The organism is Synechococcus sp. CC9902 (genome assembly GCF_000012505.1).
GTDB lineage: Bacteria > Cyanobacteriota > Cyanobacteriia > PCC-6307 > Cyanobiaceae > Parasynechococcus.
In genome coordinates this window covers 168,067-191,593 of record NC_007513.1, presented here as the reverse complement: position 1 = coordinate 191,593, position 23,527 = coordinate 168,067, and the positions used below count along the sequence as shown (strand labels likewise).

The following is a 23,527-nucleotide window of genomic DNA, read 5'->3' as shown; positions in this document are numbered from 1 at the left end:
TCGAATGCAGGACTACATCGCCTTTGGTGGACCACTCGCCGATCCATCGGTGTGGCGCGGTGCTCTGCTCTGGGCCATCGCTCTCTACGTCCCCTTGAGCGGCCCCTTGTCTGCCTTTGAGGCCAGCCTCACGGATAGTCGGCTTTCAGAGAAGTGGCGTCAAATCACCTTGGTGATCAGCAGCCTGCTGTTGGCCCTTGGCGTTGGAGTGGTCACCCAGCTCATCGCAAGCTGGGCCCTTGGCCCAGGCTGGGCCTCAAGCCTGGGATTCATTGCGATTGGCTGGAGTCTGTTGATCATCGCCGCTTCTCGGGCGGAATAATCAAAACTCCAACGGGTAGGTCATGACGACCCACCAAGGGGATCTGCAGCGAACTCCTCGGGCACCTGATTGCCATCCTCTGGCGGCTTGTCTTTGAGCACCAATCGCAGCAGAACTGGGGCCAAAAAGGTGGTGCCGATCACCATCAAAAGAATCGCTGCTTCCAACCCTGGGCTAAGCAATCCAGACGCCGTGCCAAGGCCAAGGAAAATTAAGCCCACCTCGCCACGGGGCATCATGCCCAGCCCCACCACCAGATGATTGGTGGGCTCTTTGCCAAACACGGCCCACCCAGCAACCACCTTGCCGATCACGGCAACAACAAATAAGAAGGCCGCAATCACCAAAGCCGAACGAGCCTCTGGATCAGAAGGATTGATCACCGACAAATCCATTCCGGCTCCCACCAGCACGAAAAAGACAGTGGCAAACAAGCCAACGATGGGCGTCACCGCCGCTTGAATCTCATGCCGGTGCTTCGACGTGCTGGCGATCAAACCAGCGGCGAAAGCGCCGAGGGCCGCCTCTAAACCAATGGCTGTGGCTGCAAAGCAACTAGCACCCAACAACAAATAGGAGCCCACCAATTTGCCGCCGGGAGCATTGAGCTGATCGATTACCCAATCGAAGGCTGGCGCTGCCTTACGACTGAGCACAAGGGCAACAACAACGAACAACACTGCGGCGACGACTAATTGAATAATCGGAGCGATATCGAGACTGCCACCTGCACCCAACGACACCACCACCGCAAGGATCACGATGCCGAGGATGTCATCTAGAACAGCGGCGCCGATCACGATCTGACCCTCGCGGGTGCGCAGATAGCCCAGTTCTCCAAACACGCTGGCCGTAATACCAATGCTGGTGGCTGTCATCGATGCCCCCGCAAAAATGGCCGGGATGGCATCGACATGGAAAAGGCTCATCAGGCCAAGGGTTCCCAGGGCAAAGGGGAGCACTACGCCCACCACGGCCACCGAGAAGGCCTGCTTCCCAACAGCCATCAATTCATCCAGCTCACTTTCCAGTCCCGTAAGGAACAGCAGTGAATAGAGGCCAAGGGTGGCCACCGACTGAAGCGCCCCAAAACTCTCGTTGTACAAAACAGGCACTTCCTCCGCAGGGATGTGCGCCATTCCGGCAATCACATCAGCAAAAGCACCGCTGAGCTGAACTTGCGTTTCAGGAGGAACCAACAAGTGGAGCCCTGAGGCACCAATGATCACGCCAGCCAGCAGTTCACCAAGAATTGTGGGCAGTTCAAGCCGCACCAAAATCTCCGACAGAGTGCGTGCACCCACGAAAATCAAGACAAAACGGAGAATCCCGATCAGCGTTTCGGCGACCTCCAGGTCATGACTGCTGATTTCGCTCAGCAGTGAGGGGAGCAGCATCGGTGCCGGGTGATTTGAGCCGACATTAATGGTGAATGACCCAACAGACTGTCCATCGGGTGGTCCGTTTTGAACGGAAACAACTTGAAGCGGGTCAGTGATGAAATCTGGGCTGAATCTCGGGTGTGATGTCGTTTCCGGACTTGACGGCTTCGCTCAGGGGCCCAACAACGATTGGCTGAATCCTCCGCATATCAACAATTAGTGCTGCACGTCTGGCGATAGCTCATCAACATCTGTGTAATCAGCTGCCCATGGGGGCTGCCGCTCTCTCAGATATCTGTCGTCATGACTGCCTCCCAACCCTTCGATCTACGCCTGCCAACCCCCGGTTGTCATAACGATCCTGAACGTGTGGGGCTCGATGCCAAGGGCGTGTTCGATGGCATGACGGAACATTTGTTCTTCACCCTCGGCAAACTTGCATCGACGGCCAGTCGTCACGATCTCTACATGGCGCTGAGTTACGCCGTCCGTGATCGCTTGATGGTGCGGTACCTCGCTACCACCGAAGCGCTGCGCGCCAAACCGCAGAAATCGGTGGCTTATCTCTCCGCTGAATTCTTGATCGGCCCCCAGCTGAACAGCAATTTGCTCAATTTGGGGATTCAACAGGAAGCAGAAGAGGCTCTCCGCAATTTCGGCATCGAATCGCTCCAGCAAATCCTCGATGTAGAAGAAGAGCCTGGTCTTGGAAATGGTGGTTTGGGGCGGCTAGCAGCCTGCTACATGGACTCGTTGGCAAGCCTGAAGATTCCAGCAACGGGATATGGCATTCGCTACGAATTCGGAATTTTTGACCAGCTGATCCGTGACGGATGGCAGGTGGAAATCACCGACAAATGGTTGAAAGGAGGTTGGCCCTGGGAGCTACCCCAACCCGATGAGTCGTGCTTTGTGGGTTTTGGGGGCCGCACCGAGAGCTACGTCGATGAGAAGGGCAACTACCGATCCCGCTGGATTCCTGCTGAACACGCCATTGGCATCCCCCATGACGTGCCAGTCCTTGGTTACAAGGTGAACATCTGCGATCGGCTGCGTTTGTGGCGCGCTGATGCGGCTGAAAGCTTCGATTTTTATGCCTTCAACATCGGCGATTACTCCGGTGCTGTGGAAGAAAAGGTGGGGAGCGAGACCCTCTCTAAGGTGCTCTATCCCAACGACGGCACTGATGAAGGGCGGCGTCTGCGTTTGAAGCAGCAGCACTTCTTTGTGAGCTGCTCGCTCCAGGACATGCTGCGCAGCCTCGACCATCGCGGCCTGAGCGCCGAAGACTTTCCGGAGTATTGGACCGTTCAGCTGAACGACACGCACCCAGCGATCGCCGTAGCGGAACTGATGCGTTTGCTGATCGATGATCGCCATCTGGAATGGGATCGGGCCTGGGACATCACCTCCCGCTCCGTGGCCTACACCAACCACACCCTGCTACCAGAAGCCCTGGAGAAGTGGGATCTGAACATGTTCAGAAGCCTGTTACCCCGTCATCTGGAGCTCATCTATGAAATCAATCGACGCTTCCTGCAACAGGTGCGACTGCGCTACCCGGGCAATGAAGCCATCTTGAGTCGGCTCTCGATCATTGATGAAGAGGGAAACAAAGCTGTCCGGATGGCCCACCTCGCCACCATTGGTGCCCACCATGTGAACGGCGTAGCTGCGCTTCACTCCGATCTCGTGAAGAGCGATTTGCTGCCGCAATTCGCTGCTCTGTGGCCAGACAAATTCACCAACGTCACCAACGGTGTCACCCCCCGGCGCTGGATGGCCCTCGCGAATCCAGAGCTGTCCACCTTGCTGGATCAGCACGTGGGCAGCGACTGGATGTCCAACATGGACAACCTACGCAAATTGGAAGAACGCCAAAATGATCACGCTTTTCTTGAGCATTGGGCAAGCACCAAGCTCTCAGTGAAGCGCAAGCTCGCCAGCTACATCCACCGCAACACCGGTGTTTTGGTGGATCCTTCCTCCCTCTTCGATGTGCAGGTGAAGCGCATTCATGAATACAAGCGCCAACACTTAAATGCGCTGCAAATCATCACCCAATACCTGCGCATCAAAAATGGACAAGCGGGTGACATGGCACCGCGCACAGTGCTGTTTGGCGGGAAAGCCGCTCCCGGCTACTACATGGCGAAGCTAATTATTCGCTTCATCAATGGCATCGCTGAAACGGTGAATTCCGATCCAGATATGGACGGACGACTGCGGGTGGTGTTCCTACCGGATTACAGCGTGAAGCTGGGTGAGCAGGTGTATCCGGGATCGGATCTCTCAGAGCAAATCTCCACAGCTGGCAAGGAAGCCTCCGGCACCGGCAACATGAAATTTGCCATGAACGGCGCACTCACCATCGGAACCCTCGATGGCGCCAACGTTGAAATCCGAGACTTAGTGGGTGCAGACAATTTCTTCCTCTTCGGCAGAACCGTTGAAGAGATCAGCGCGCTTCAGCAGAGCGGCTATCGCCCTCGGGATTTCATCGAAGCGATGCCGGAATTGCAGGAAGCGATCCGCCTCGTGGAGACGGGCCACTTCAGCAACGGCGACGGAGAACTGTTCCGCCCACTCCTGGACAACCTCATGGGGCATGACCCCTTCTATGTGATGGCCGACTTTGCTGATTACGTACGAGCCCAAGACGCGGTGAGTCTGGCCTGGAGTGATCAGATGCATTGGCAGCGCATGTCTGTGCTGAACACCGCCCGTTCAGGCTTCTTCTCCTCCGACCGTTCGATCAGGGAGTACTGCCAAAACATTTGGAACGTCGATCCGCTCAACTTGGAAATCACCTGCGACGCGCGTTGATCCATCAAAAAAGCCCTGGTTCAACACCAGGGCTTTTTCAACCATCCATTTCAACCTCAAGATCGGATCGTCCTTCAGCCGCGATCTGGAAAGTCGGGGGTTTGATGCAAAAGACGATTGAGGCGTAAACGATCCACATTCAGAGGATCGGGTGCCAACTCGCCGGCCAATTCACGGAATTTTTGCTCGATGTCCTCCGGAACTCGGACATCAAACACGCGCTCCATCAAGGCCTCAATGGAGAACAAGTGAGCATTGATGTTCTCCAGATCAGCAATGGCCTGCTGGATGGTGTCTGTGGCCTCGTCAGGTGCCGCCGAAGAACTCAACGGTGCAGGCGTTGCTGATTCAGCGGCCTGCCTGGGAACCTGTTGCTTCTGGAGTTCTTCCAAGACACGACCGGACAAGGTCCGAAACGACTGCAACGCCGCCCAGTTCAGTTCTTGCTGCTGACGCAGGGTTGGAGATTCACGGATGAGCCGATCGTGCTCCCTGTAAAACCTCTGGCAGTCCGGGCATTGGCAGGGCTCGTCCGGCACCGCAGTCCCTCTTAGTCGTTCTCCACTATGACACCCGTCAAGCCGCCTCAGCGCCGCGGTTGTCGCCAGCATCGGATTGATCCGCGTCGAGCACCCCAGGGAGAGGGATTTCAATCGACGACACCACCCCGATTACATCCCGGAGACGCATGGAATCCGCAAACCAGCCCATGGCCTGCTCCGTATCACCGCGCCCTTCAGCATCACTGGCTTGGTCTTCATGGGCTTCAGCCAGCAATGCCAACCAACAAAGACAGCGCGCTTGAACCACCGACAAATCAAGGTCTGCAGGCTGGGAATCAGCGATCTGTTCGCTTTCCTGCTGAACAAGAAGACGCAAACGAAGGTCGTGAAGCTGGGTCATGGCGCCCGCCTGAGTGGACTAACACTAGCGGTGGTGAGCGAACTGGCCACCCCACCAGATGTAGCGTTGGCTACCGGCAGAAAAGCTCGTGACGGGGCTGGCGGGACTCGAACCCACGACCTACGGTTTAGGAAACCGTTGCTCTATCCGGCTGAGCTACAGCCCCAGATTCCTTAATTATGCCAACGAGGCATGATGAGGGCTGAAAGCAGGCGAGGTGGTTGCAATTGAATCGTTCGCGATTCAATTGAGGAAAGTCCGGGCTCCCCGATGGCCAGGCTTGCTGGGTAACGCCCAGTGCGGGTGACCGTGAGGAGAGTGCCACAGAAACACACCGCCGATGGCCGGTTCGCCGGCACAGGCAAGGGTGCAAAGGTGCGGTAAGAGCGCACCAGCAGCATCGAGAGGTGCTGGCTCGGTAAACCCCGGCTGGGAGCAAGGCCAAGGAACGATGGCTGGCCATCTGCCCCGTTCCGCTTTATGCGCCGCTCGAGGCCGTCGGCAACGGCGGTCCCAGATAGATAACCACCCACCCTCTGCAGACCAACCTCTGTGGTGGTGTGAACAGAACCCGGCTTATGTCCTGCTTTCACCCCTAATCCAGTCAGGCATTGGACAGCACACGAACAAACAAACTGCTGGAGCTGCTGCAGACGATTGGCCTGCAAGAGCTCAACAGCTCCAAGCTGCTGAGCCTGGTGGACGAAGCACTCATCCACGTATCTGCCGGCCGAAGCAAAAACTTTGAACGGCTGGAATTCCTCGGCGATGCCGTGCTGCGCCTAGCTGCCACGGAGTTCATCGACCAGCAATACCCCAACCTCCCTGTGGGCCGCTGCTCGAGTTTGCGGGCTCAACTGGTGAGTGACCGTTGGCTGGCACAACTGGGGGAGCAGCTTCAGCTGGAATCCTTCCTTGTGCTGGGACCTAAAGCACTGGGGGATGCGGCCGCACAAGCAACCCTCCAGGCCGATGCCACCGAGGCGCTGATCGGTGCGATCTACAGCGGCAGCGGCAACAACTTAGAGCCCATCCATCACTGGCTCACGCCCCATTGGCAACAAACCACAGCCGACGTTCTGGCCAGGCCCCATCTGTTCAACGGCAAAACCATGCTTCAAGAATGGAGCCAAGCCGAAGGCCTGGGATTGCCGAACTACACCACCACTGAGCAGAGCTCTCGCCACGGCGATCCGGAACGCTTCAAAAGCCGCGTAGAAGTGGGATCGCGATTAAGCGCCAATGGCTTCGGCCGATCTCGAAAAGAAGCGGAGCAAAACGCCGCCACGGAAGCCGTACAAAGGCTTCAAGACGTCGGTTCTGAGATCAACTCCGAATCTCCTAACAACACTCCACACTGATCACAGTGCTGCGCGTCGCGTCGATGACCTTGCCGACCGCATTGAGGACAGGGCACTCCAGCCAGCTGGTTCTGGTGGTGCTTCACCCCTGAGACGGTGAGAATCCCCGTTGGAATCGCAATGATGCCAAAGCCGAGCATCATCACAACCGAGGCCAACAACCGACCCAAAGCCGTCTGCGGCACCACATCGCCATAGCCAACCGTGGTCATCGTGACGATCGCCCAGTACACCCCTTTCGAAACCGTGTCGAACTGAGAGTTCGGACCAGCACTCTCGATTACAAAGATGGCGTAGCCCAGCACTACCTGCAGCAGGAACACAAAGAACAGGAACACACAAATGGTGCGTGCACTGCCGCGCAACGCCTGAGCCAACACTTTGGCTTCATCAATAAATTTGAGCAGCTTGAACACCCGCAAAATGCGGCCAAACTTGAACACCCACAGCAGCAATTCGCTGCGAACCTGAGGCACAAAAAAGAACAACACGGCGCTGAGATCAATCAAGCCGGTGAAGCTGAACAGGTACTTGCGCGGACTGGGCACCACCGCCAGGTGCAGCACAAAATCCGCAGCAAACACCGCCAAACAACTGTCTTGAACCAGATCGATCCAAAGCACCTCGGTTTGCTGCAACGCTGAATTGCCGAGGGGATTGGGCTCAAGGAGCAACACCACCACGCTGAGCAAAATCGCCCCGAAGATCACCAGGTTGTAGATCTTTCCGGCCGGGGTATTGGCCTCCAGAACCGTGGCGCGAAGCCGTTGCCGAAAACTGCGGTCAGACGCCATCAAAATCAGGCGGCCTGAAGGTCCTTCAGCCGCAAGGTCACCAGCTTGTCCCAGTTGCCCCCTTCAAACAGCACGGCTGCGCGATCGCCACTGATCCGCTGCACAAAACCGGTGTAGCCGTTGTAAATCGAGGTGACGTCTTGCACGGTCACCGTGGAGCCAGGAAGAATTGGAGCAGCTGCGGACGCCATGGCTCGATCACGGACGGGTCTGGCGCCATTATCAACAAAGCAACCCCCGATGGCATGGCCGACAGCGAGGAATGGCTCGAAGAATGGCTCACGGTGGGAAAAATTGTGGGGGTTCAAGGGTTGCAAGGGGAACTACGGGTGAATCCCGCCAGCGACTTCCCAGAACGCTTCACCGTGCCGGGTCCTCGCTGGGTGCGCAGCAAAGGCTCCCCTCCACGGGAAATGCAACTGAAAACAGGGCGTCAGCTGCCAGGCAAAAGCCTGTTTGTGGTGCGCCTCGACAGCGTTGACAACCGCGATGCGGCAGAAGCCCTGGTGGGAAGCGATTGGATGGTTCCCGCCGACGACCGACCACAACTCGGTGAGGGGGAGTTCCACTTGCTGGACTTGGTTGGTCTCGAGGCACGCCTCAGCCCGGACAGCGACCCCATCGGCACCGTGACCGATCTGATCAGTGGAGGAAACGACTTGCTGGAGATCAAGCGAACCGATGGCAGCAAGTTGCTCATTCCCTTCGTGGAGGCGATTGTTCCCGAGGTTCATCTCAAGGACGGCTGGCTCTTGCTGACCCCACCGCCTGGGCTGATGGATCTTTAACCAGGCCTCGACACACTCACCCCAAGCAAGCGAATCTGGAGCAGAGACACGCTCAGGACATCTTGGCTGCCACACCCCTGATTCCTGTGATCCTCTGCGGCGGAACCGGTACTCGGCTTTGGCCGCTGTCGCGCGCCAGTTACCCCAAGCAGTATTGGCCGTTGAGTGGTGATGGCGACGCCACCTTGCTGCAGCAAACCCAGCAGCGACTCGAGGGGCTGGAGGCACTGGCGGCTCCCTTGCTGATCTGCAATGAAGACCACCGCTTCATCGTGGCGGAGCAAATGCGCCAACTGGGCATTGAACCCAACGCGATCCTGTTGGAGCCAATGGGACGCAACACCGCTCCAGCAGTGACCGTGGCAGCACTACAAGCCACCGCTGATGGCGATGACCCCCTCTTGCTGGTGCTGGCGGCGGACCATCTGATCCGCAATGCCGAACAGTTCCGCGCCGCCGTTGCCGCTGGGAGGCCGGCCGCAGAAGCGGGCCGTTTAGTGACCTTTGGCATCGTGCCTACGGCTCCGGAGACCGGATACGGCTACATCGAAGCAGCCAAAGACTTCAACGCTGGAGAGCTGAAGGATGTTCCGATCGCGCGATTTGTCGAAAAACCGGATCAAGCAACCGCAGAGCAGTTCTTAGCGACCGGCCGTTTCACCTGGAATAGCGGCATGTTCCTGTTCCGTGCCAGCGCCATGCTGGCAGAACTGGACCGCCTCAACCCCGAGGTGGTGAGTTGTTGCCGGGCGGCCCTGGAGCAGGACACCGCCGACCTGGAGTTTCTGCGCTTGGAACGGGAAGCCTTTGCTAAGTGCCCAAATGTGGCCATCGACGTGGCCGTGATGGAAAAGACAGAACTGGGCTCCGTGCTGCCCCTGGATGCGGGCTGGAGCGATGTGGGGAGTTGGAGTGCCCTCTGGGAGACATCCGATCGCGACGGCGATGGCAACGTTCTACAGGGACGGGTGATCTCCCAAGGCAGCCGCAACTGCTATCTCCGCAGCGAGCACCGGTTGGTGGTGGGGCTGGGCGTGGAGAACCTGGTGGTGGTGGAAACGGATGATGCCGTTCTCATCGCAGATCGATCCCAGGCCCAAGCGATCAAAACCGTGGTGAAGCAACTCGAGGCCGACGGCAGTCCAGAGGGAAAAGCGCACCGCAAGATCTACCGCCCGTGGGGCCACTACACCGGGGTGACAGAAGGGGACCGTTGGCAGGTGAAACGCATTTCCGTAAAACCAGGAGCCAGTTTGTCGCTGCAAATGCACCACCATCGAGCCGAACACTGGGTGGTCGTGAAGGGCACGGCGCTTGTGGAACGCGACGGCAGTGAGCAACTGGTGGGTGAAAACCAAAGCACATATATCCCAATGGGATGCCGGCACCGTCTCTCCAACCCTGGCCGCATCCCAGTGGAGCTCATCGAAGTGCAGAGTGGCGAGTACCTCGGTGAAGACGACATCTTGCGCTTCGAAGACCGCTATGGCCGCAGTGATCTAAGCCTCTTACAAAATTAACGATGCCAAAGCACACTCAACGGGTCGCTCTGATTACGGGCATCACAGGACAAGACGGCAGTTACTTAGCAGAACTCCTTTTAGAGAAGGGATACATCGTGCATGGCATCAAGCGCAGGGCCAGTAGTTTCAATACGAGTCGCATTGATCATCTTTACCAAGATCCCCACGCGAAAAACCAAAATCTCGTTCTTCACTATGGAGACCTCACCGACAGCAGCAATCTCATTAAAATTATTCAAGACATTCAACCGGATGAGATCTACAACTTGGGCGCACAAAGCCACGTAGCAGTGAGCTTTGAGGCCCCTGAATACACCGCCAATTCAGATGCTCTTGGCACACTACGAATTCTTGAAGCCGTTCGACTCTTAGGACTGGATAATAAAACACGAATTTATCAAGCATCAACCTCAGAGCTTTACGGAATGGTGCAAGAAACACCACAAAGCGAAACAACACCTTTTTATCCGCGAAGTCCCTATGGCGTCGCAAAACTCTACGCCTATTGGATTACCGTTAATTATAGAGAATCCTATGGAATGTATGCCTGCAACGGCATCTTGTTTAATCACGAATCACCACGTCGAGGTGAGACTTTTGTCACCCGAAAAATCACACGTGGACTTGCCCGTATTGATGCTGGACTTGAAGAATGTTTATTCATGGGAAATCTCGATTCCCTCAGAGATTGGGGTCATGCTCGCGATTACGTCGAAATGCAATGGCGAATGCTGCAACAAGACTCACCTGAGGATTACGTGATAGCAACAGGGAGACAGGAGTCGGTGCGCCGATTCATTGAACTCGCCGCTCGTGAACTCGGCTGGTGTATTAAGCCCGATGAATCAGCGTTGCTATGGGAAGGCGAAGGGCTCGAAGAATTTGGACGACGGCGCGACACTGGTGCTGTGGTGGTGAGAATCGATCCCCGCTACTTCCGACCAGCAGAAGTCGAAACACTTCTCGGCGACCCCACGAAAGCCAGGGAAAAACTTGGCTGGACTCCAGTTACAACCTTGGAGCAACTCGTCGCTGAGATGATTGGCCATGATCGCAACGAAGCCCGCAAGGAGGCCTATCTCCTTAAGAAAGGTTTTGATGTGGTTGGGCCTAGAGAGTGATGGCACTACTGAACTCAAATGACCAAATTTTTATAGCGGGTGCTCGCGGCATGGCTGGTGGAGCCATTGCTCGAGCGCTAGCAAACGCTGGTTATGGGAAATCAGCTCGAGACGGAGCACTCCTGACCCCATCCAGGACAGACCTCAACCTCCTTGATGCACGAGCTGTCAATAACTGGTTCGAGGCCAACAAACCCACAATTGTGGTTTTGGCTGCTGCAACCGTTGGAGGGATCCAAGCCAACACCACTCGGCCTGCCGATTTCTTGCTGCAAAACCTTCAGATTGAAACGAACGTCATCGAAACAGCTTGGCGGCATGGGGTGAGGCGACTGTTGTTTTTGGGAAGCAGTTGTATTTATCCAAAATTCTCAGAACAGCCAATCAGAGAGGAATCTCTCTTGAACGGCTCGCTCGAACCTACGAATGAGTGGTATGCCATCGCCAAAATTGCCGGAATTAAATTAGGAGAGGCCTTGCGTTTGCAGCACGGCTTTGACGTCATCAGCTTGATGCCAACCAATCTCTATGGCCCTGGCGACAACTACGACCCCACCGGGAGCCATGTTCTACCTGCAATGATTCGTCGCTTTCAAGAAGCTACTGATCAGAATTTGAAGAGCGTGACCTGCTGGGGCAGCGGGACACCACTTAGAGAGTTTTTGCATGCTGATGATCTTGGATCCGCCTGCCTTTTTGCATTAGAAAATTGGGATCCTTCCCACCCAAGTGCCCCAAAAGACGACCAAGGAAAACCTCTGGCATTCTTGAATGTTGGTACTGGTTTTGATCTATCAATCAAAGAATTGGCTGAACAGGTTGCTCGAATTGTTGGATACAAAGGCTCCATCGAATGGGATGCAAGCAAACCCGACGGAACGCCCAAAAAACAACTGAATGTGAGCCGGCTCACCAATCTTGGTTGGACGCCAAAAATCCCCCTTGAACAGGGATTGCCCTTAGCCATCGAAGACTTCAGACAGCGACGCTCGATGGGGCTGTTACGTAGCTAGTTATTCAACGGTGACGCTCTTGGCCAAGTTGCGGGGTTGATCCACATCCAAACCGCGATGGGCAGCAATGTGATAACTGAGCAACTGCATCGGAATCACGGTGAGTAGGGGGCTGATCCACTCACTCATCGCGGGCACCTTTAACAGCTCATCAAACAACGCCGTATCGGGTCCCTCTGGCGCCACACCAATCAGCTGGGCATCGCGAGCCTTGGCCTCCTGAGCGTTACTGAGCACCTTGTCGAACACCAGGCCAGGAACGGCAATCGACACCACGGGGACCTGGGCATCCAACAGCGCAATCGGTCCGTGTTTCATCTCGCCAGCGGGATACCCCTCGGCGTGGATGTAACTGATCTCTTTGAGCTTGAGGGCACCTTCCAAGGCAATCGGATAGTTAATGCCCCGACCCAGGAAAATCACGGCCTGGGTGGTGGCAAAGCGATAGGCCAACGCAGCACACCGCTGATCATGCAGATCGACGAGTGTCCGCAAGTGTTCTGGAAGCGCGCGCAATTCGTCAGCCAATGCCTCAATCTCTGATGCTGAACGGCTGCCGCGATTGGCTGCGAAAGCCATCGCGAGGCCGTAGAAGGCCAAGAGCTGCCCCAGGAATGTTTTAGTAGCGGCAACCCCCACCTCAATGCCAGCACCGATGTCGAGGATGTGGGGCACCTGACGGGAGAGGGAGCTTTCGGCTCGGTTGGTGATTCCCAGCTGTCGTGGGGCATAGGCCGGATCGCCATGGGCTACGCGACGCTTGGCCTCCATAGCAAGAGCGGCCAAGGTGTCGGCGGTTTCCCCCGACTGGGTGACACCGATGGTGAGCGTGTTGGGCGCTAAGGGCGGCGGGGAGTAGCGAAATTCACTGGCGTAGTACACCGCCGTTGGCACACCGGCGAACTGTTCCAGCAGGTAGGCGCCCACCATGGCGGCGTGGCGACTGGTGCCACAGGCCAGGATTTCGATTCGCTCGATGCCCTCGTAAAACAAAGCTTCGAAGGGAAGGGCCACGGGCATTTGCTCGGTCAGCCCTTGAGGCAAGTGACGGGCCACCCAAAGCTCGGCTGTTTCTGGCTGCTCATGAATCTCCTTGAGCATGAAATGGCGAAATTCGCGCTTATCCGCGACGTGATCGGTGCCGGTGAGCAGGGTTGGCATCCGCTGCTGACGCTCACCTTGCGCGTCGTAGAGCTCCACTCCCAACGGCGATAGCAGGGCCACTTCACCGTCTTCCATCGGAAGAATCGTGCGCGTAAACCCGGCCAATGCAGGGGTATCACTGGCACAGAGAAACTCGCCTTCTCCTAAGCCGATCAGCAATGGCGCTGCCTTTCGGGCCACAACCAAAGCACCCGGTGTTTGGTCCCAAATCACGGCCAGGGCATAGGCCCCCTGCAACTGGGGGAGTACCGCTTGCACCGCATGAAGCAACACAGCTCCACTGGGGGTTTCGCCGACAGCCAGCCGTCTACTCAGTTCTACACCGATCAAATGGGGGATCACCTCGGTGTCGGTTTCTGACAGGAACACCGCCCCATCCGCCTCAAGCGCCTCCCGCAGGTTGCGGTGGTTTTCGATAATGCCGTTCTGCACCACCGCCACGGATCCATCCCCATTGCAATGGGGATGGGCGTTGCGCTCTTCCGGTTTGCCATGGGTGGCCCAGCGGGTATGGCCAATGCCGCACTGGCCAAAAGCACCTTGGGCCTCCACTCGAGCCGTGAGATTGACGAGCTTTCCCTTGGCTTTCAAACAGGTGAGCCGCCCTTTGGCATCCACCGTGGCGATCCCTGCAGAGTCATAACCCCGGTATTCCAACTGACGTAATCCGTCGAGCAGCTGCGGTGCCGCTTCACGGGAACCAATAAGGGCAACAATTCCGCACATATAAAAAAAGCCCGGCGATTGCCGGGCTGAGCTTATGGCTTCAAAACCAAAAAATCAGTAGGCCAAGCCCATGGAGCGGGTTGTTTCATCGCCCAAGTAGACGCGAATGCTGAGGAAGTCTGTGGGGCAAGCGGTTTCACAACGCTTGCAACCCACACAGTCTTCTGTGCGAGGAGAGGATGCGATCTGGCCGGCTTTACAGCCATCCCAGGGCACCATCTCGAGCACGTCGAGGGGACAAGCCCGCACGCACTGAGTGCATCCAATGCAGGTGTCGTAGATCTTGACGGCGTGGGACATGTGCCCGGTGCGAACAAACACTTGTGCAAAACGTACCTGCCCCTCATCCCCCATAGACAGCAGCCGTCACCGTTGTTAACGACCGAGGCATCCAAGACGAGGGAATCAGAGGGCTTACTCGTAAGATGCAGCGTCCCGTTGACCCGTTGCCACGGCCATGTCCCAGGAAGCGATCCTTGAGAAAGTCCGATCGATCGTCGCGGAGCAGCTCAGCGTCGATGCCGGAGAAGTGAAGCCGGAATCCAACTTCCAAAACGACCTGGGTGCTGACTCGCTCGACACCGTTGAACTCGTGATGGCGTTGGAAGAAGCCTTCGATATCGAGATCCCCGACGAATCCGCTGAAGGCATCCTCACCGTCGGCGACGCCGTCAAGTACATCGAAGACAAGCAGGCCTGAGGATCGGCATGGTGGAGGGTCTCCATCGCGTCGTCATCACCGGTCTCGGCGCGGTTACACCGATCGGCAACACGGTTCAGGACTACTGGAACGGGTTGACCTCAGGACGCAACGGCGTCGATGGGATCACCCTGTTCGATGCCTCAAACCACGCCTGTCGCTTTGCAGCAGAAGTGAAAGCATTTGATCCCGCTGGCTTGATCGAGCCCAAGGACGCCAAACGCTGGGATCGCTTCTGCAAATTTGGAGTGGTGGCCGCCAAGCAAGCCATCGCCCACGCAGGTTTGGAGATCACGGATGCCAACGCGCACCGGATTGGCATGATCATTGGCTCCGGCGTTGGCGGCTTGCTGACGATGGAAACCCAGGCCCACGTCTTGGAGGGCAAAGGACCGGGACGGGTGAGTCCGTTCACGGTGCCGATGATGATTCCCAACATGGCCTCAGGGCTTGCTGCGATTGCGCTTGGCACCAAGGGGCCCAGCTCTGCCGTGGCGACGGCCTGTGCCGCCGGCTCGAATGCCATTGGCGACGCCTTCCGTTTGCTCCAGCTCGGCAAAGCCGATGCGATGGTTTGCGGTGGCGCGGAATCGGCGATTACCCCCCTTGGGGTCGCTGGATTCGCAAGCGCCAAAGCCCTGTCGTTCCGCAACGACGACCCCACCACCGCGAGTCGCCCGTTCGACAAAGAGCGGGATGGCTTTGTGATTGGCGAAGGGGCCGGCATTCTGGTGCTGGAAACCCTGGAGCACGCCCAAACCCGTGGTGCCAATGTTCTTGGCGAAGTGATCGGCTACGGGATGACCTGCGATGCCCACCACATCACCTCTCCAACCCCAGGCGGAGTCGGTGGTGCTGAAGCCATGCGCTTGGCCATGGACGATGCCGGCATCACTGCAGACGCGGTGGATTACGTGAATGCCCACGGCACCAGCACCCCCGCCAACGACAAAAACGAAACCTCGGCGATCAAAAGCGCCCTCGGATCGCGTGCCCTGCAAATTCCCGTGAGCTCGACGAAATCGATGACTGGCCACCTTCTTGGTGGATCCGGTGGTATCGAAGCCGTCGCTTGCGTGCTAGCTCTGCAGCACGGAATCGTCCCACCGACGATCAATCACAGAACTCCAGATCCCGATTGTGATTTGGATGTCGTGCCCAACACCGCCCGAGATCAGACATTGGCAACTGTGTTGTCCAACTCCTTCGGGTTTGGCGGCCACAACGTCTGCCTTGCGTTCCGACGCTTCAGCTGAACGGGATTCCCGTTTATGCATCAAACTCTCCCCAACTTTTCCCTTTAACCCCATGGTCGCTGCGCCCGCATCCCTCGACACCCTCTGCATCAACAGCATTCGGATGCTGGCGGTCGATGCGATCAACAAGTCCAACAGCGGCCACCCCGGCTTGCCCATGGGCTGTGCACCGATGGGCTATGCGTTGTGGGACAAGTTCCTGAATCACAACCCAAAGAACCCCAAATGGTTCAACCGCGACCGCTTCGTGCTGTCGGCCGGACACGGCTGCATGCTGCTGTATGCGCTACTGCACCTCACCGGCTACGACTCGGTGAGCATCGACGACATCAAGCAGTTCCGTCAGTGGGGATCGAAGACCCCTGGGCACCCCGAAACCTTTGAAACCCCCGGCGTTGAAGTGACGACCGGCCCCCTGGGTGCTGGTATCGCCAACGCTGTGGGCCTCGCGATTGCTGAATCCCACCTCGCCGCCAAGTTCAACAAGCCCGACGCCACCCTCGTCGATCACTACACCTATGTGGTGATGGGCGACGGCTGCAACCAGGAAGGCATTTCCTCGGAAGCCTGCTCCCTGGCAGGACACCTCAAGCTGGGCAAACTGATCGCCCTGTACGACGACAACCACATCACGATTGACGGCCGCACCGACGTGTCGTTCACCGAGGACGTGCTGAAGCGCTACGAAGCCTATGGCTGGCATGTGCAGCACGTAGCGGACGGAAACACCGACGTCGATGCCATCTCCAAGGCAATCGCAGCGGCCAAGGCAGTGACAGATAAGCCATCGATCATCAAGGTGACCACCACCATCGGCTACGGCTCCCCCAACAAAGCCGACACCGCAGGTGTTCATGGTGCTGCTCTTGGCGCAGAAGAAGCTGAGCTCACCCGCAAGCAGTTGGGCTGGAGCTACGGCCCCTTCGAGGTTCCGCAGGAAGCCTACGACCAGTTCCGTAGTGCAATCGAGCGTGGCGCCAGCAAAGAAGCCGAGTGGAACCAAACCCTCGCCGCCTACCGCACTAAATTCCCCACAGAAGCCGCCCAATTCGAGCGGATGCTTCGCGGTGAACTTCCCGAAGGTTGGGAGAAGAGCTTGCCGACTTACACCCCAGACGACGGTGGACTTGCCACCCGCAAGCACTCGCAGATTTGCTTGGGTGCCTTAGGTCCGAACATTCCTGAGTTAATTGGAGGCTCCGCGGACCTCACCCACTCCAACTACACCGACATCAAGGGCGAAACGGGCTCCTATCAACCTGAATCACCGGAGAAGCGCTACTTGCACTTCGGTGTTCGCGAGCATGCCATGGCCGCCATCCTCAACGGCATTGCTTATCACGACAGTGGTTTGATCCCCTACGGCGGCACCTTCTTGGTGTTTGCCGACTACATGCGCGGCTCCATGCGCCTTTCGGCCTTGAGCATGCTGGGTGTGATCTATGTGCTGACGCACGACTCAATCGGTGTGGGAGAAGACGGCCCGACCCACCAGCCAATCGAAACGATCCCTTCACTGCGGGCGATGCCTGGGATGTTGGTGTTCCGCCCCGGAGACGGCAACGAAACCAGCGGCGCCTACAAGCTGGCGATTCAAAACCGCAAACGTCCCAGCTCACTGTGCCTCAGCCGTCAGGGCATGGCCAACCAAGCCAACTCGTCGATCGACAAGGTTGCACTTGGTGGTTACGTGCTCGAAGACTGCGCTGGGACCCCCGATCTGATCCTGATCGGCACCGGCACCGAGCTGGACCTCTGCGTCCAGGCCGCTAAGCAGCTCACCGCTGATGGCAAGAAGGTCCGCGTCGTTTCAATGCCTTGTGTCGAACTATTCGACGAACAGGCCGATGCTTACAAGGAAGAGGTGCTCCCCAACGCTGTTCGCAAACGGATCGTGGTAGAAGCAGCTGAATCGTTCGGTTGGCACCGTTTCATCGGACTCGATGGCGACAGCATCACCATGAATCGCTTTGGTGCTTCAGCTCCAGGCGGAACCTGTTTAAAGGAGTTTGGGTTTACTGTGGACAATGTTGTCGCCAAATCCAAGGCGCTGCTGGGCTGAGTTACACAACCAGGCTTCGATAAATACACATATAAGCCCTTCAAATCGAAGGGCTTTTTCTATGAAAGCCCATATCAAAACTGGCCATTTGGCTTGATGCGTCAATCAACAAAAAAGCCCGGCTCCTAATAACGAAGCCGGGACGCCTATAAGAATCGTACAAAAGGCCGAATAATTTATTCAGCCTTATCAAGTTTTACTGAGGCAAGTTCAGCGGCACCCTGTGACTCAAGAACTTTTTGAAGCCCTTCGAGATCTTCATCCGTGATCTTGGTTTGCATCGGACAGTGCTTCGGACCGCACATCGAGCAAAACTCTGCTTGCTTATAGATGTCTGCAGGCAACGTCTCGTCGTGATACTCCTTCGCCCTTTCTGGATCTAATGACAACTCAAATTGTTTGTTCCAATCAAAGGCATAACGTGCGCGGCTCAATTCATCATCGCGATCACGAGCACCAGGGCGGTGACGGGCAATATCTGCCGCATGCGCAGCAATTTTGTAAGCAATCAGTCCCTCACGAACATCCTCTGCATTCGGAAGACCAAGATGCTCTTTTGGAGTCACATAACAGAGCATCGCAGTGCCGTGCCAGCCAGCCATTGCTGCACCGATCGCAGAGGTGATGTGGTCATAACCAGGTGCAATATCAGTCACCAATGGTCCAAGAACATAGAAGGGTGCCTCATTGCACTCTTCCATTTGTTTTTTCACGTTGAATTCAATCTGATCCAAAGGCACATGACCTGGCCCTTCAACCATGACCTGTACATCGTGCTTCCAAGCCCGCCGCGTTAACTCTCCAAGAGTTTTGAGCTCGGCCAGTTGCGCAGCATCAGAAGCATCATGTTGGCAACCGGGCCGCAGTGAATCCCCCAAAGAGAACGTGCAGTCGTAGCGCTTAAAAATTTCGCAAATATCGTCAAAGCGAGTGAACAAAGGATTTTGACGGTGGTGGTACAACATCCACTGCGCCAAAATCCCACCACCACGACTCACAATGCCTGTGATTCGACCCTTCACCTTAGGTAGATGTTCAATTAGCAGACCCGCATGAATCGTCTGATAGTCAACTCCCTGCTGGCAGTGCTTCTCAATAATGTGGAGAAAATCATCTTCATCCAACTTTTCAATCGAACCATGCACACTTTCCAGCGCTTGATAAACAGGAACTGTTCCAATCGGAACGGGAGATGCACCAATGATTGCGGTACGTACCTCGTCGAGATTCACACCACCTGTGGATAAATCCATGACGGTGTCAGCGCCATATTTCACCGCCAGCTTCAGCTTGTTCACCTCTTCCGCGGCATCGGAAGCATTCGGGGAAGCACCGATATTCGCGTTCACTTTGCAGCTACTGGCGATGCCAATCGCCATTGGCTCCAAATTCGTGTGATTGATGTTGGCGGGGATGATCATGCGACCACGCGCCACCTCCTCCATGATTAACGATTCGGGCAGGTTCTCCCTCTTGGCCACATAGGCCATCTCTTCAGTGACCACACCCTTGCGGGCGTAATGCATCTGAGACACATTCGCTTGGCCCTTGCGAGCAGAAACCCATTGAGTACGCATGTGATTGGCTGCAACTGAATTGCCAGGAGCCAGCCAAACGGCCGCAGATCACATCGTTCACTTCCCTTCGCCGGTGTTAACCGAATCAGGTTCCGAGGGTGTGATCTCAGCCCCGCACATAAAAATGTGTGGGGCACCCCTAGTGGTTCTTAAAAACTAGCAACAGCCCCGCAATGAAATATTTAGCTGACCTGAAGACCGTTCAATGCTGCCGCAACAACCCGGTGATCAACGTCCTGCTGCAGCGGCTGTAAAAGAGCTCGGGCTTCTGCACCAATCGGTTTGTTGATGCCATCCCGCACAATTCGACCAAGAATCTCCGCACCACTCACCCGAACCGTGCCATCACCATCGGTAATCGCCGCTTGAGCTAGTTCGAGTAACCAGATGAGCTTGATCTCAGGCTGTTCCGCCAAGGCCGAAAGAATGCTGCAACGCACCAGCCAGGCACCATCTGCTGTAAACGTCGCTTGAAGCAAAGGCCAGGAACGCTCGACGCCATAACTGGCTAAGGCATTCGCGGCTTCCGCTCGAACATTTGGATCTTCGTCCGAACCCAGCAAACGACTTAAAACATCCCAACCCTGTTCAGTGCGTTTGTAACCCAGGCCACTACAACTAAGAGAACGCACAAGGAAGGGTTTTTGCTCTGTGCCTAGAACTAACAACGGCACTGCATCCTCCGCTTCGCAGAACCGCAGCTGGGTTAGCGCTGGCATTGCCCTGACTGGATCTCCACTGGCAATTGCATCCCTTAGGGCACCTAGATCGGGTTGTGGGCTGGCCTCAGTCATCCATCACCATCCTGAACACGCGACCGCTTCAAATTTGCGAACAGCCTGGCGCGTCGACGACGTCGTCCGAGGCCAGAACTCACGATGAGGGCCGATCCCACGACCGCGACAGGCAGAGCCTGAACCCTGTCATTCCCATCGCGTTGCTGTGCAGCAACAACAGCAAGCACGATCAACAACGGTGCTCCCAATGACAGCCAAGCCACCACACGCTCCACTTTCATCAGCCGCCGTACTCCGCCATCCAGGCCAAGAGTGTTGCGGCCAACACCTCGATACCTACGGCAAGGGCTGTGTCATCGAGTGCAAAGGCTCCGTTATGCAGGGGGGCGCAGCCATCCGGACCTGCCACCCCCAGCCGCATCATCATTCCAGGCACATCTCGCAGCAACTCTGCGAAATCCTCCGCACCCAAGGATGGTTGCTCTACAGGCACTACCCGATCTCGACCCAGTCGATCGATCGCACAGCGTTCGAGAAGGTTGGTGAGGGCAACATCGTTATCCACTGGCGGCGCAATGCAGCGATAGCGCACCTCAGCACTGCCTCCACAACCCGCACAAATGGCTTGAACCGTGTCTTCAATCCAACCGGGCAGCATCGCGTGCTGATCTAAATCCAAACAACGCACCGTGCCCAACAAGCGAACTTGGTCAGCAATCACATTGAAAGCCCTACCCCCTTCTACTTTTCCAAAACTCACTACCACCGGCTGTAGAGCATCCAACCGACGGCTGATCGCCTGCTGCAACTCGGTGACCACCTTTGCAGCCATCCAGATGGCATCCACCGACTGATGGGGTCGGGCCCCATGGCCCCCTTCTCCTCGCACAAGAATCTCCAGCTCTCCAGCCGCGGCCGTTAGACAACCGCGACGGATCCCCACAATCCCAGCCGGCAAATTGGGGACCACGTGAATGCCAAACAGAGCATCCAATCCCTTGGTCGCCCCCGCATCCCGCATCCAAATAGCCCCCTGAGCTATCTCTTCAGCCGGTTGAAAAAGGAGGCGCACTCGCGCCTGCAATGACGGCAAGGCCGCCAAGAGCCTGGCCACCCCCAGCCCCGTACAAGTGTGCAGATCATGGCCACAGGCATGCATCACCCCCTGAGACTTAGAGGCATAGGGCAAGCCCGTGCGTTCCTCCACAGGAAGGGCATCCATATCAACGCGCAATCCAACGATGGGCCCTTGATTGGGCCCCAATTCGGCAACAACCCCTGTGCGGCCGACGCCCTCTTGAACCCGCCAACCCAAGCTCCGCAGCTCTCCAGCCACCAACGCTGCCGTCTGATGCTCTTCTCCACTGAGTTCCGGATGCGCATGCAAGTGCTGGCGCAATTCGAGTAACTCGGGCAACTCCTGCCCCAAACGATCCAAAGGAGAGCTCAACACATCCATCTCAAGACTTCTCCAAAGCCAAAAAAGCCATCAGGTCTTGGGTGGGCTGGGGTGGCCAGCGACGCACATCCACCAACCAATCTGCCTGGCGATAGCGCTGATCCAGCCCCGCCGCCGCGGCCCAATTGCTTTCGGCTTCTCCGGCAGAACCCTGACGCCACAGCAAACCACTTAAGGCAGCTCTGGCATCGGCAAAGAGGGGATAACGCCTGATCAACTTGCGCAACTCCAGCTCCGCCCAGGCCAGATCACCCTGTTGCCAGGCAGCCAAGGCCTCACTGGAACGGGCCATCGCAAAGCCCGGCCGAGCAAGGGAAGCCTGCCCATACAAATCGCGAGCTCCATCCCAATCCCCTTCGGAGCCACGAACATTGCCGAGGTTGTACAGGGCGGACGCATCGTCCGGCTGCCGTTCAAGGATCCAGAGATAGTCGGCAGCAGCAGCTGACCAATCTCGCAATGCTTCCTCCGCAGTGCCGCGGTTCAGATGCGGATCGGCCTCATCTGGGGCCAACTCAATCGATCGAGTTTGATCCTCAATCGCGCCGTCAAGATCGCCAAGCGCCAGCCGCACATTGCCACGGTTGCTCAAGGCCGCCGCATCTTGAGGGGACTGCTCCAACACCCGATCCCATAGCGGTAGAGCTTGAACAAAATCACCCGATCGGCTCGCATTTAAAGCCTGTTCATAAAGACCCTTTAGATCCAATGCGAGGGCGGACCAGGGCCAGATCAAGCTCACCGCCAGAAAGCCAACCAACCACCGCTTCATGCGGCCTCCGCGATATGCGAACGCGCAGCATCGGTGACCATGCGTCCCCGCGGTGTACGAACCAGTAAGCCCTGCTGGAGCAAAAATGGTTCGACAACTGTTTCCAACGTGACGGGGTCTTCGCCCAAGGCCGCCGCCAGTGTTTCAAGCCCAACGGGGCCTCCTCCATGCTGATCCATCAACATGGCGAGCAAGCGACGGTCACTGGCATCAAGGCCACGGTGATCCACGCGATGCAGGCTGAGCGCTTCCGCCACCATCGCGTCATCAATCGTTCCCTTTCCCTGGCGCACACTGGCCACATCCCGGACGCGACGCAGCAGACGGTTCGCGATCCGCGGTGTCCCTCGGCATGAGGCGGCAATACGAGCACAGGCATCAAACGTGAGATCCACCGACACCAACTCGGCGGTTCGAGCCACAATCGCTTCAAGATCGGTTTGGCCGTAAAACTCCAAACGCTGAATCAAGCCAAAGCGATCACGCAACGGAGAGCTCAAGGAACCTGCCCTCGTTGTGGCACCCACGAGAGTGAAGGGCGGAAGATCCAAAGTGCGGGTTCGGGCCGTGCTGCCCTTCCCAACCGTGAGATCCAGGCGACGATCCTCCATCGCTGGATAGAGAAGCTCCTCGGCTACCCGCGAAAGCCGATGGATCTCATCAATAAAGAGCAGATCTCGCGGCTGGAGATTCACGAGTAAACCAACGATGTCGCGCGGTCGCTCCAACGCTGGGGCACTGGTGATTCGACAGTTCACCCCAAGCTCCTCAGCAAGCACCAATGCCATGGTGGTTTTTCCCAGCCCAGGCGGGCCATAGAGCAGCACGTGGTCGAGGGCTTCACCACGGCCCAGCGCCGCCTCAACAGCGATGCCCAACACCTGCTTGAGCTCGCTTTGGCCGATGTACTCCGATAGGCGTTTCGGCCGCAAGCTGTCTTCCGGTCGAATCACCTGTTCTTCAGGAGCTGGCTGCGGATCCACCAACGCTGTTTCGCGACAAGGGGACTTGCGACCGGAGCTGGAAGAGACAATCGCCATG

At 57.0% G+C, this 23,527-nt stretch carries 23 protein-coding genes, 1 tRNA gene, 1 other RNA gene and 1 riboswitch; of the genes, 11 read left to right on the top strand and 14 right to left on the bottom strand.

The features are described from left to right. Window positions 1-4 precede the first annotated feature (4 nt). Window positions 5-322, top strand: a complete 318-nt coding sequence (locus SYNCC9902_RS00865) for a hypothetical protein (protein ID WP_011359022.1) — start codon at window positions 5-7, stop codon at window positions 320-322. A gap of 20 nt (window positions 323-342) precedes the next feature. On the opposite strand, the gene SYNCC9902_RS00860 is transcribed toward SYNCC9902_RS00865, so the two are convergent. Next, window positions 343-1,719 carry a cation:proton antiporter gene (locus tag SYNCC9902_RS00860; protein ID WP_011359021.1) on the bottom strand — a complete coding sequence of 459 codons (1,377 nt, stop codon included), beginning with the start codon at window positions 1,717-1,719 and terminating at the stop codon, window positions 343-345. A 288-nt stretch (window positions 1,720-2,007) separates the two neighbouring features. On the opposite strand from SYNCC9902_RS00860, the gene SYNCC9902_RS00855 reads away from it, so the two are divergent. Next, window positions 2,008-4,530, top strand: a complete 2,523-nt coding sequence (locus SYNCC9902_RS00855; protein ID WP_011359020.1) for a glycogen/starch/alpha-glucan phosphorylase — start codon at window positions 2,008-2,010, stop codon at window positions 4,528-4,530. A 74-nt stretch (window positions 4,531-4,604) separates the two neighbouring features. Here the strand turns inward: SYNCC9902_RS00855 and SYNCC9902_RS00850 are convergent, their stop codons facing one another. The 3 genes from SYNCC9902_RS00850 to SYNCC9902_RS00840 all read right to left on the bottom strand — a co-directional run bounded on the left by SYNCC9902_RS00850 (window position 4,605) and on the right by SYNCC9902_RS00840 (window position 5,599). Beyond that, complete coding sequence (locus SYNCC9902_RS00850; protein ID WP_011359019.1) at window positions 4,605-5,069, bottom strand: hypothetical protein; 465 nt, start codon at window positions 5,067-5,069, stop codon at window positions 4,605-4,607. 37 nt (window positions 5,070-5,106) lie between these two features. Then, window positions 5,107-5,433 carry a hypothetical protein gene (locus SYNCC9902_RS00845; RefSeq protein ID WP_011359018.1) on the bottom strand — a complete coding sequence of 109 codons (327 nt, stop codon included), beginning with the start codon at window positions 5,431-5,433 and terminating at the stop codon, window positions 5,107-5,109. A 92-nt stretch (window positions 5,434-5,525) separates the two neighbouring features. Continuing rightward, window positions 5,526-5,599 (bottom strand) — tRNA-Arg (locus tag SYNCC9902_RS00840). Window positions 5,600-5,637: 38 nt separating this feature from the next. On the opposite strand from SYNCC9902_RS00840, the gene rnpB reads away from it, so the two are divergent. Beyond that, window positions 5,638-6,028: RNase P RNA component class A (gene rnpB / locus SYNCC9902_RS11825), an RNA gene on the top strand. A gap of 16 nt (window positions 6,029-6,044) precedes the next feature. After that, the gene (rnc, locus tag SYNCC9902_RS00830) at window positions 6,045-6,794 is read left to right on the top strand and encodes a ribonuclease III (RefSeq protein ID WP_011359017.1); all 750 of its coding nucleotides are present in this window, start codon (window positions 6,045-6,047) and stop codon (window positions 6,792-6,794) included. Here rnc and SYNCC9902_RS00825 read toward each other — a convergent pair. Continuing rightward, window positions 6,740-7,588, bottom strand: coding sequence for an ion transporter (locus tag SYNCC9902_RS00825; RefSeq protein ID WP_011359016.1), 849 nt, complete (start codon window positions 7,586-7,588; stop codon window positions 6,740-6,742). The two genes, rnc and SYNCC9902_RS00825, sit on opposite strands and share 55 nt — an antisense overlap. 5 nt (window positions 7,589-7,593) lie before the next feature. Continuing rightward, window positions 7,594-7,779, bottom strand: coding sequence for an NAD(P)H dehydrogenase subunit NdhS (locus SYNCC9902_RS00820; RefSeq protein WP_011359015.1), 186 nt, complete (start codon window positions 7,777-7,779; stop codon window positions 7,594-7,596). A 54-nt stretch (window positions 7,780-7,833) separates the two neighbouring features. On the opposite strand from SYNCC9902_RS00820, the gene rimM reads away from it, so the two are divergent. The 4 genes from rimM to SYNCC9902_RS00800 all read left to right on the top strand — a co-directional run bounded on the left by rimM (window position 7,834) and on the right by SYNCC9902_RS00800 (window position 12,033). Beyond that, window positions 7,834-8,376, top strand: a complete 543-nt coding sequence (rimM, locus tag SYNCC9902_RS00815) for a ribosome maturation factor RimM (RefSeq protein WP_011359014.1) — start codon at window positions 7,834-7,836, stop codon at window positions 8,374-8,376. 62 nt (window positions 8,377-8,438) lie between these two features. Beyond that, window positions 8,439-9,896, top strand: coding sequence for a mannose-1-phosphate guanylyltransferase/mannose-6-phosphate isomerase (locus tag SYNCC9902_RS00810; RefSeq protein WP_011359013.1), 1,458 nt, complete (start codon window positions 8,439-8,441; stop codon window positions 9,894-9,896). A gap of 2 nt (window positions 9,897-9,898) precedes the next feature. Further along, complete coding sequence (gene gmd, locus SYNCC9902_RS00805) at window positions 9,899-11,020, top strand: GDP-mannose 4,6-dehydratase (protein ID WP_011359012.1); 1,122 nt, start codon at window positions 9,899-9,901, stop codon at window positions 11,018-11,020. Beyond that, window positions 11,020-12,033 (top strand): GDP-L-fucose synthase family protein, encoded by a 1,014-nt coding sequence (locus tag SYNCC9902_RS00800; protein WP_041424717.1) that lies wholly within the window; start codon window positions 11,020-11,022, stop codon window positions 12,031-12,033. The genes gmd and SYNCC9902_RS00800 overlap by 1 nt, the downstream gene beginning before the upstream one ends. Here the strand turns inward: SYNCC9902_RS00800 and glmS are convergent, their stop codons facing one another. Together glmS and psaC are read right to left on the bottom strand one after the other, a co-directional pair. Continuing rightward, window positions 12,034-13,923, bottom strand: a complete 1,890-nt coding sequence (gene glmS, locus SYNCC9902_RS00795; protein ID WP_011359010.1) for a glutamine--fructose-6-phosphate transaminase (isomerizing) — start codon at window positions 13,921-13,923, stop codon at window positions 12,034-12,036. Between the two features lie 54 nt (window positions 13,924-13,977). Beyond that, on the bottom strand, window positions 13,978-14,223 hold the full coding sequence (gene psaC, locus SYNCC9902_RS00790; RefSeq protein ID WP_006850103.1) for a photosystem I iron-sulfur center protein PsaC: 246 nt from the start codon (window positions 14,221-14,223) through the stop codon (window positions 13,978-13,980). 157 nt (window positions 14,224-14,380) lie between these two features. Between psaC and acpP the strand changes: the two genes are divergently transcribed. The 3 genes from acpP to tkt are packed head-to-tail and all read left to right on the top strand — an operon-like array spanning window position 14,381 to window position 17,941. Further along, window positions 14,381-14,623, top strand: a complete 243-nt coding sequence (acpP, locus tag SYNCC9902_RS00785) for an acyl carrier protein (RefSeq protein ID WP_009788395.1) — start codon at window positions 14,381-14,383, stop codon at window positions 14,621-14,623. A gap of 8 nt (window positions 14,624-14,631) precedes the next feature. Next, window positions 14,632-15,879 carry a beta-ketoacyl-ACP synthase II gene (gene fabF / locus SYNCC9902_RS00780; protein ID WP_011359008.1) on the top strand — a complete coding sequence of 416 codons (1,248 nt, stop codon included), beginning with the start codon at window positions 14,632-14,634 and terminating at the stop codon, window positions 15,877-15,879. Window positions 15,880-15,931: 52 nt separating this feature from the next. Then, window positions 15,932-17,941, top strand: coding sequence for a transketolase (tkt, locus tag SYNCC9902_RS00775; RefSeq protein ID WP_011359007.1), 2,010 nt, complete (start codon window positions 15,932-15,934; stop codon window positions 17,939-17,941). 176 nt (window positions 17,942-18,117) lie between these two features. Here the strand turns inward: tkt and thiC are convergent, their stop codons facing one another. From thiC to ruvB, 6 genes are all read right to left on the bottom strand, one after another. Further along, window positions 18,118-19,518 (bottom strand): phosphomethylpyrimidine synthase ThiC, encoded by a 1,401-nt coding sequence (gene thiC / locus SYNCC9902_RS00770; protein WP_011359006.1) that lies wholly within the window; start codon window positions 19,516-19,518, stop codon window positions 18,118-18,120. 45 nt (window positions 19,519-19,563) lie between these two features. Continuing rightward, window positions 19,564-19,669, bottom strand: a riboswitch (TPP riboswitch). A 31-nt stretch (window positions 19,670-19,700) separates the two neighbouring features. Further along, window positions 19,701-20,312: a HEAT repeat domain-containing protein gene (locus SYNCC9902_RS00765; protein ID WP_011359005.1), complete on the bottom strand. Its 612-nt coding sequence runs from the start codon at window positions 20,310-20,312 to the stop codon at window positions 19,701-19,703. Continuing rightward, complete coding sequence (locus SYNCC9902_RS00760; RefSeq protein WP_011359004.1) at window positions 20,309-20,536, bottom strand: DUF3188 domain-containing protein; 228 nt, start codon at window positions 20,534-20,536, stop codon at window positions 20,309-20,311. Before SYNCC9902_RS00760 ends, SYNCC9902_RS00765 begins: the two co-directional genes overlap by 4 nt. Beyond that, the gene (locus SYNCC9902_RS00755) at window positions 20,536-21,714 is read right to left on the bottom strand and encodes an amidohydrolase (RefSeq protein ID WP_011359003.1); all 1,179 of its coding nucleotides are present in this window, start codon (window positions 21,712-21,714) and stop codon (window positions 20,536-20,538) included. The genes SYNCC9902_RS00760 and SYNCC9902_RS00755 overlap by 1 nt, the downstream gene beginning before the upstream one ends. Before the next feature lies 1 nt (window position 21,715). After that, the gene (locus SYNCC9902_RS00750) at window positions 21,716-22,486 is read right to left on the bottom strand and encodes a tetratricopeptide repeat protein (protein WP_011359002.1); all 771 of its coding nucleotides are present in this window, start codon (window positions 22,484-22,486) and stop codon (window positions 21,716-21,718) included. Continuing rightward, window positions 22,483-23,526 (bottom strand): Holliday junction branch migration DNA helicase RuvB, encoded by a 1,044-nt coding sequence (gene ruvB, locus SYNCC9902_RS00745; RefSeq protein WP_011359001.1) that lies wholly within the window; start codon window positions 23,524-23,526, stop codon window positions 22,483-22,485. Before ruvB ends, SYNCC9902_RS00750 begins: the two co-directional genes overlap by 4 nt. Between the last annotated feature and the right edge of the window lies 1 nt (window position 23,527).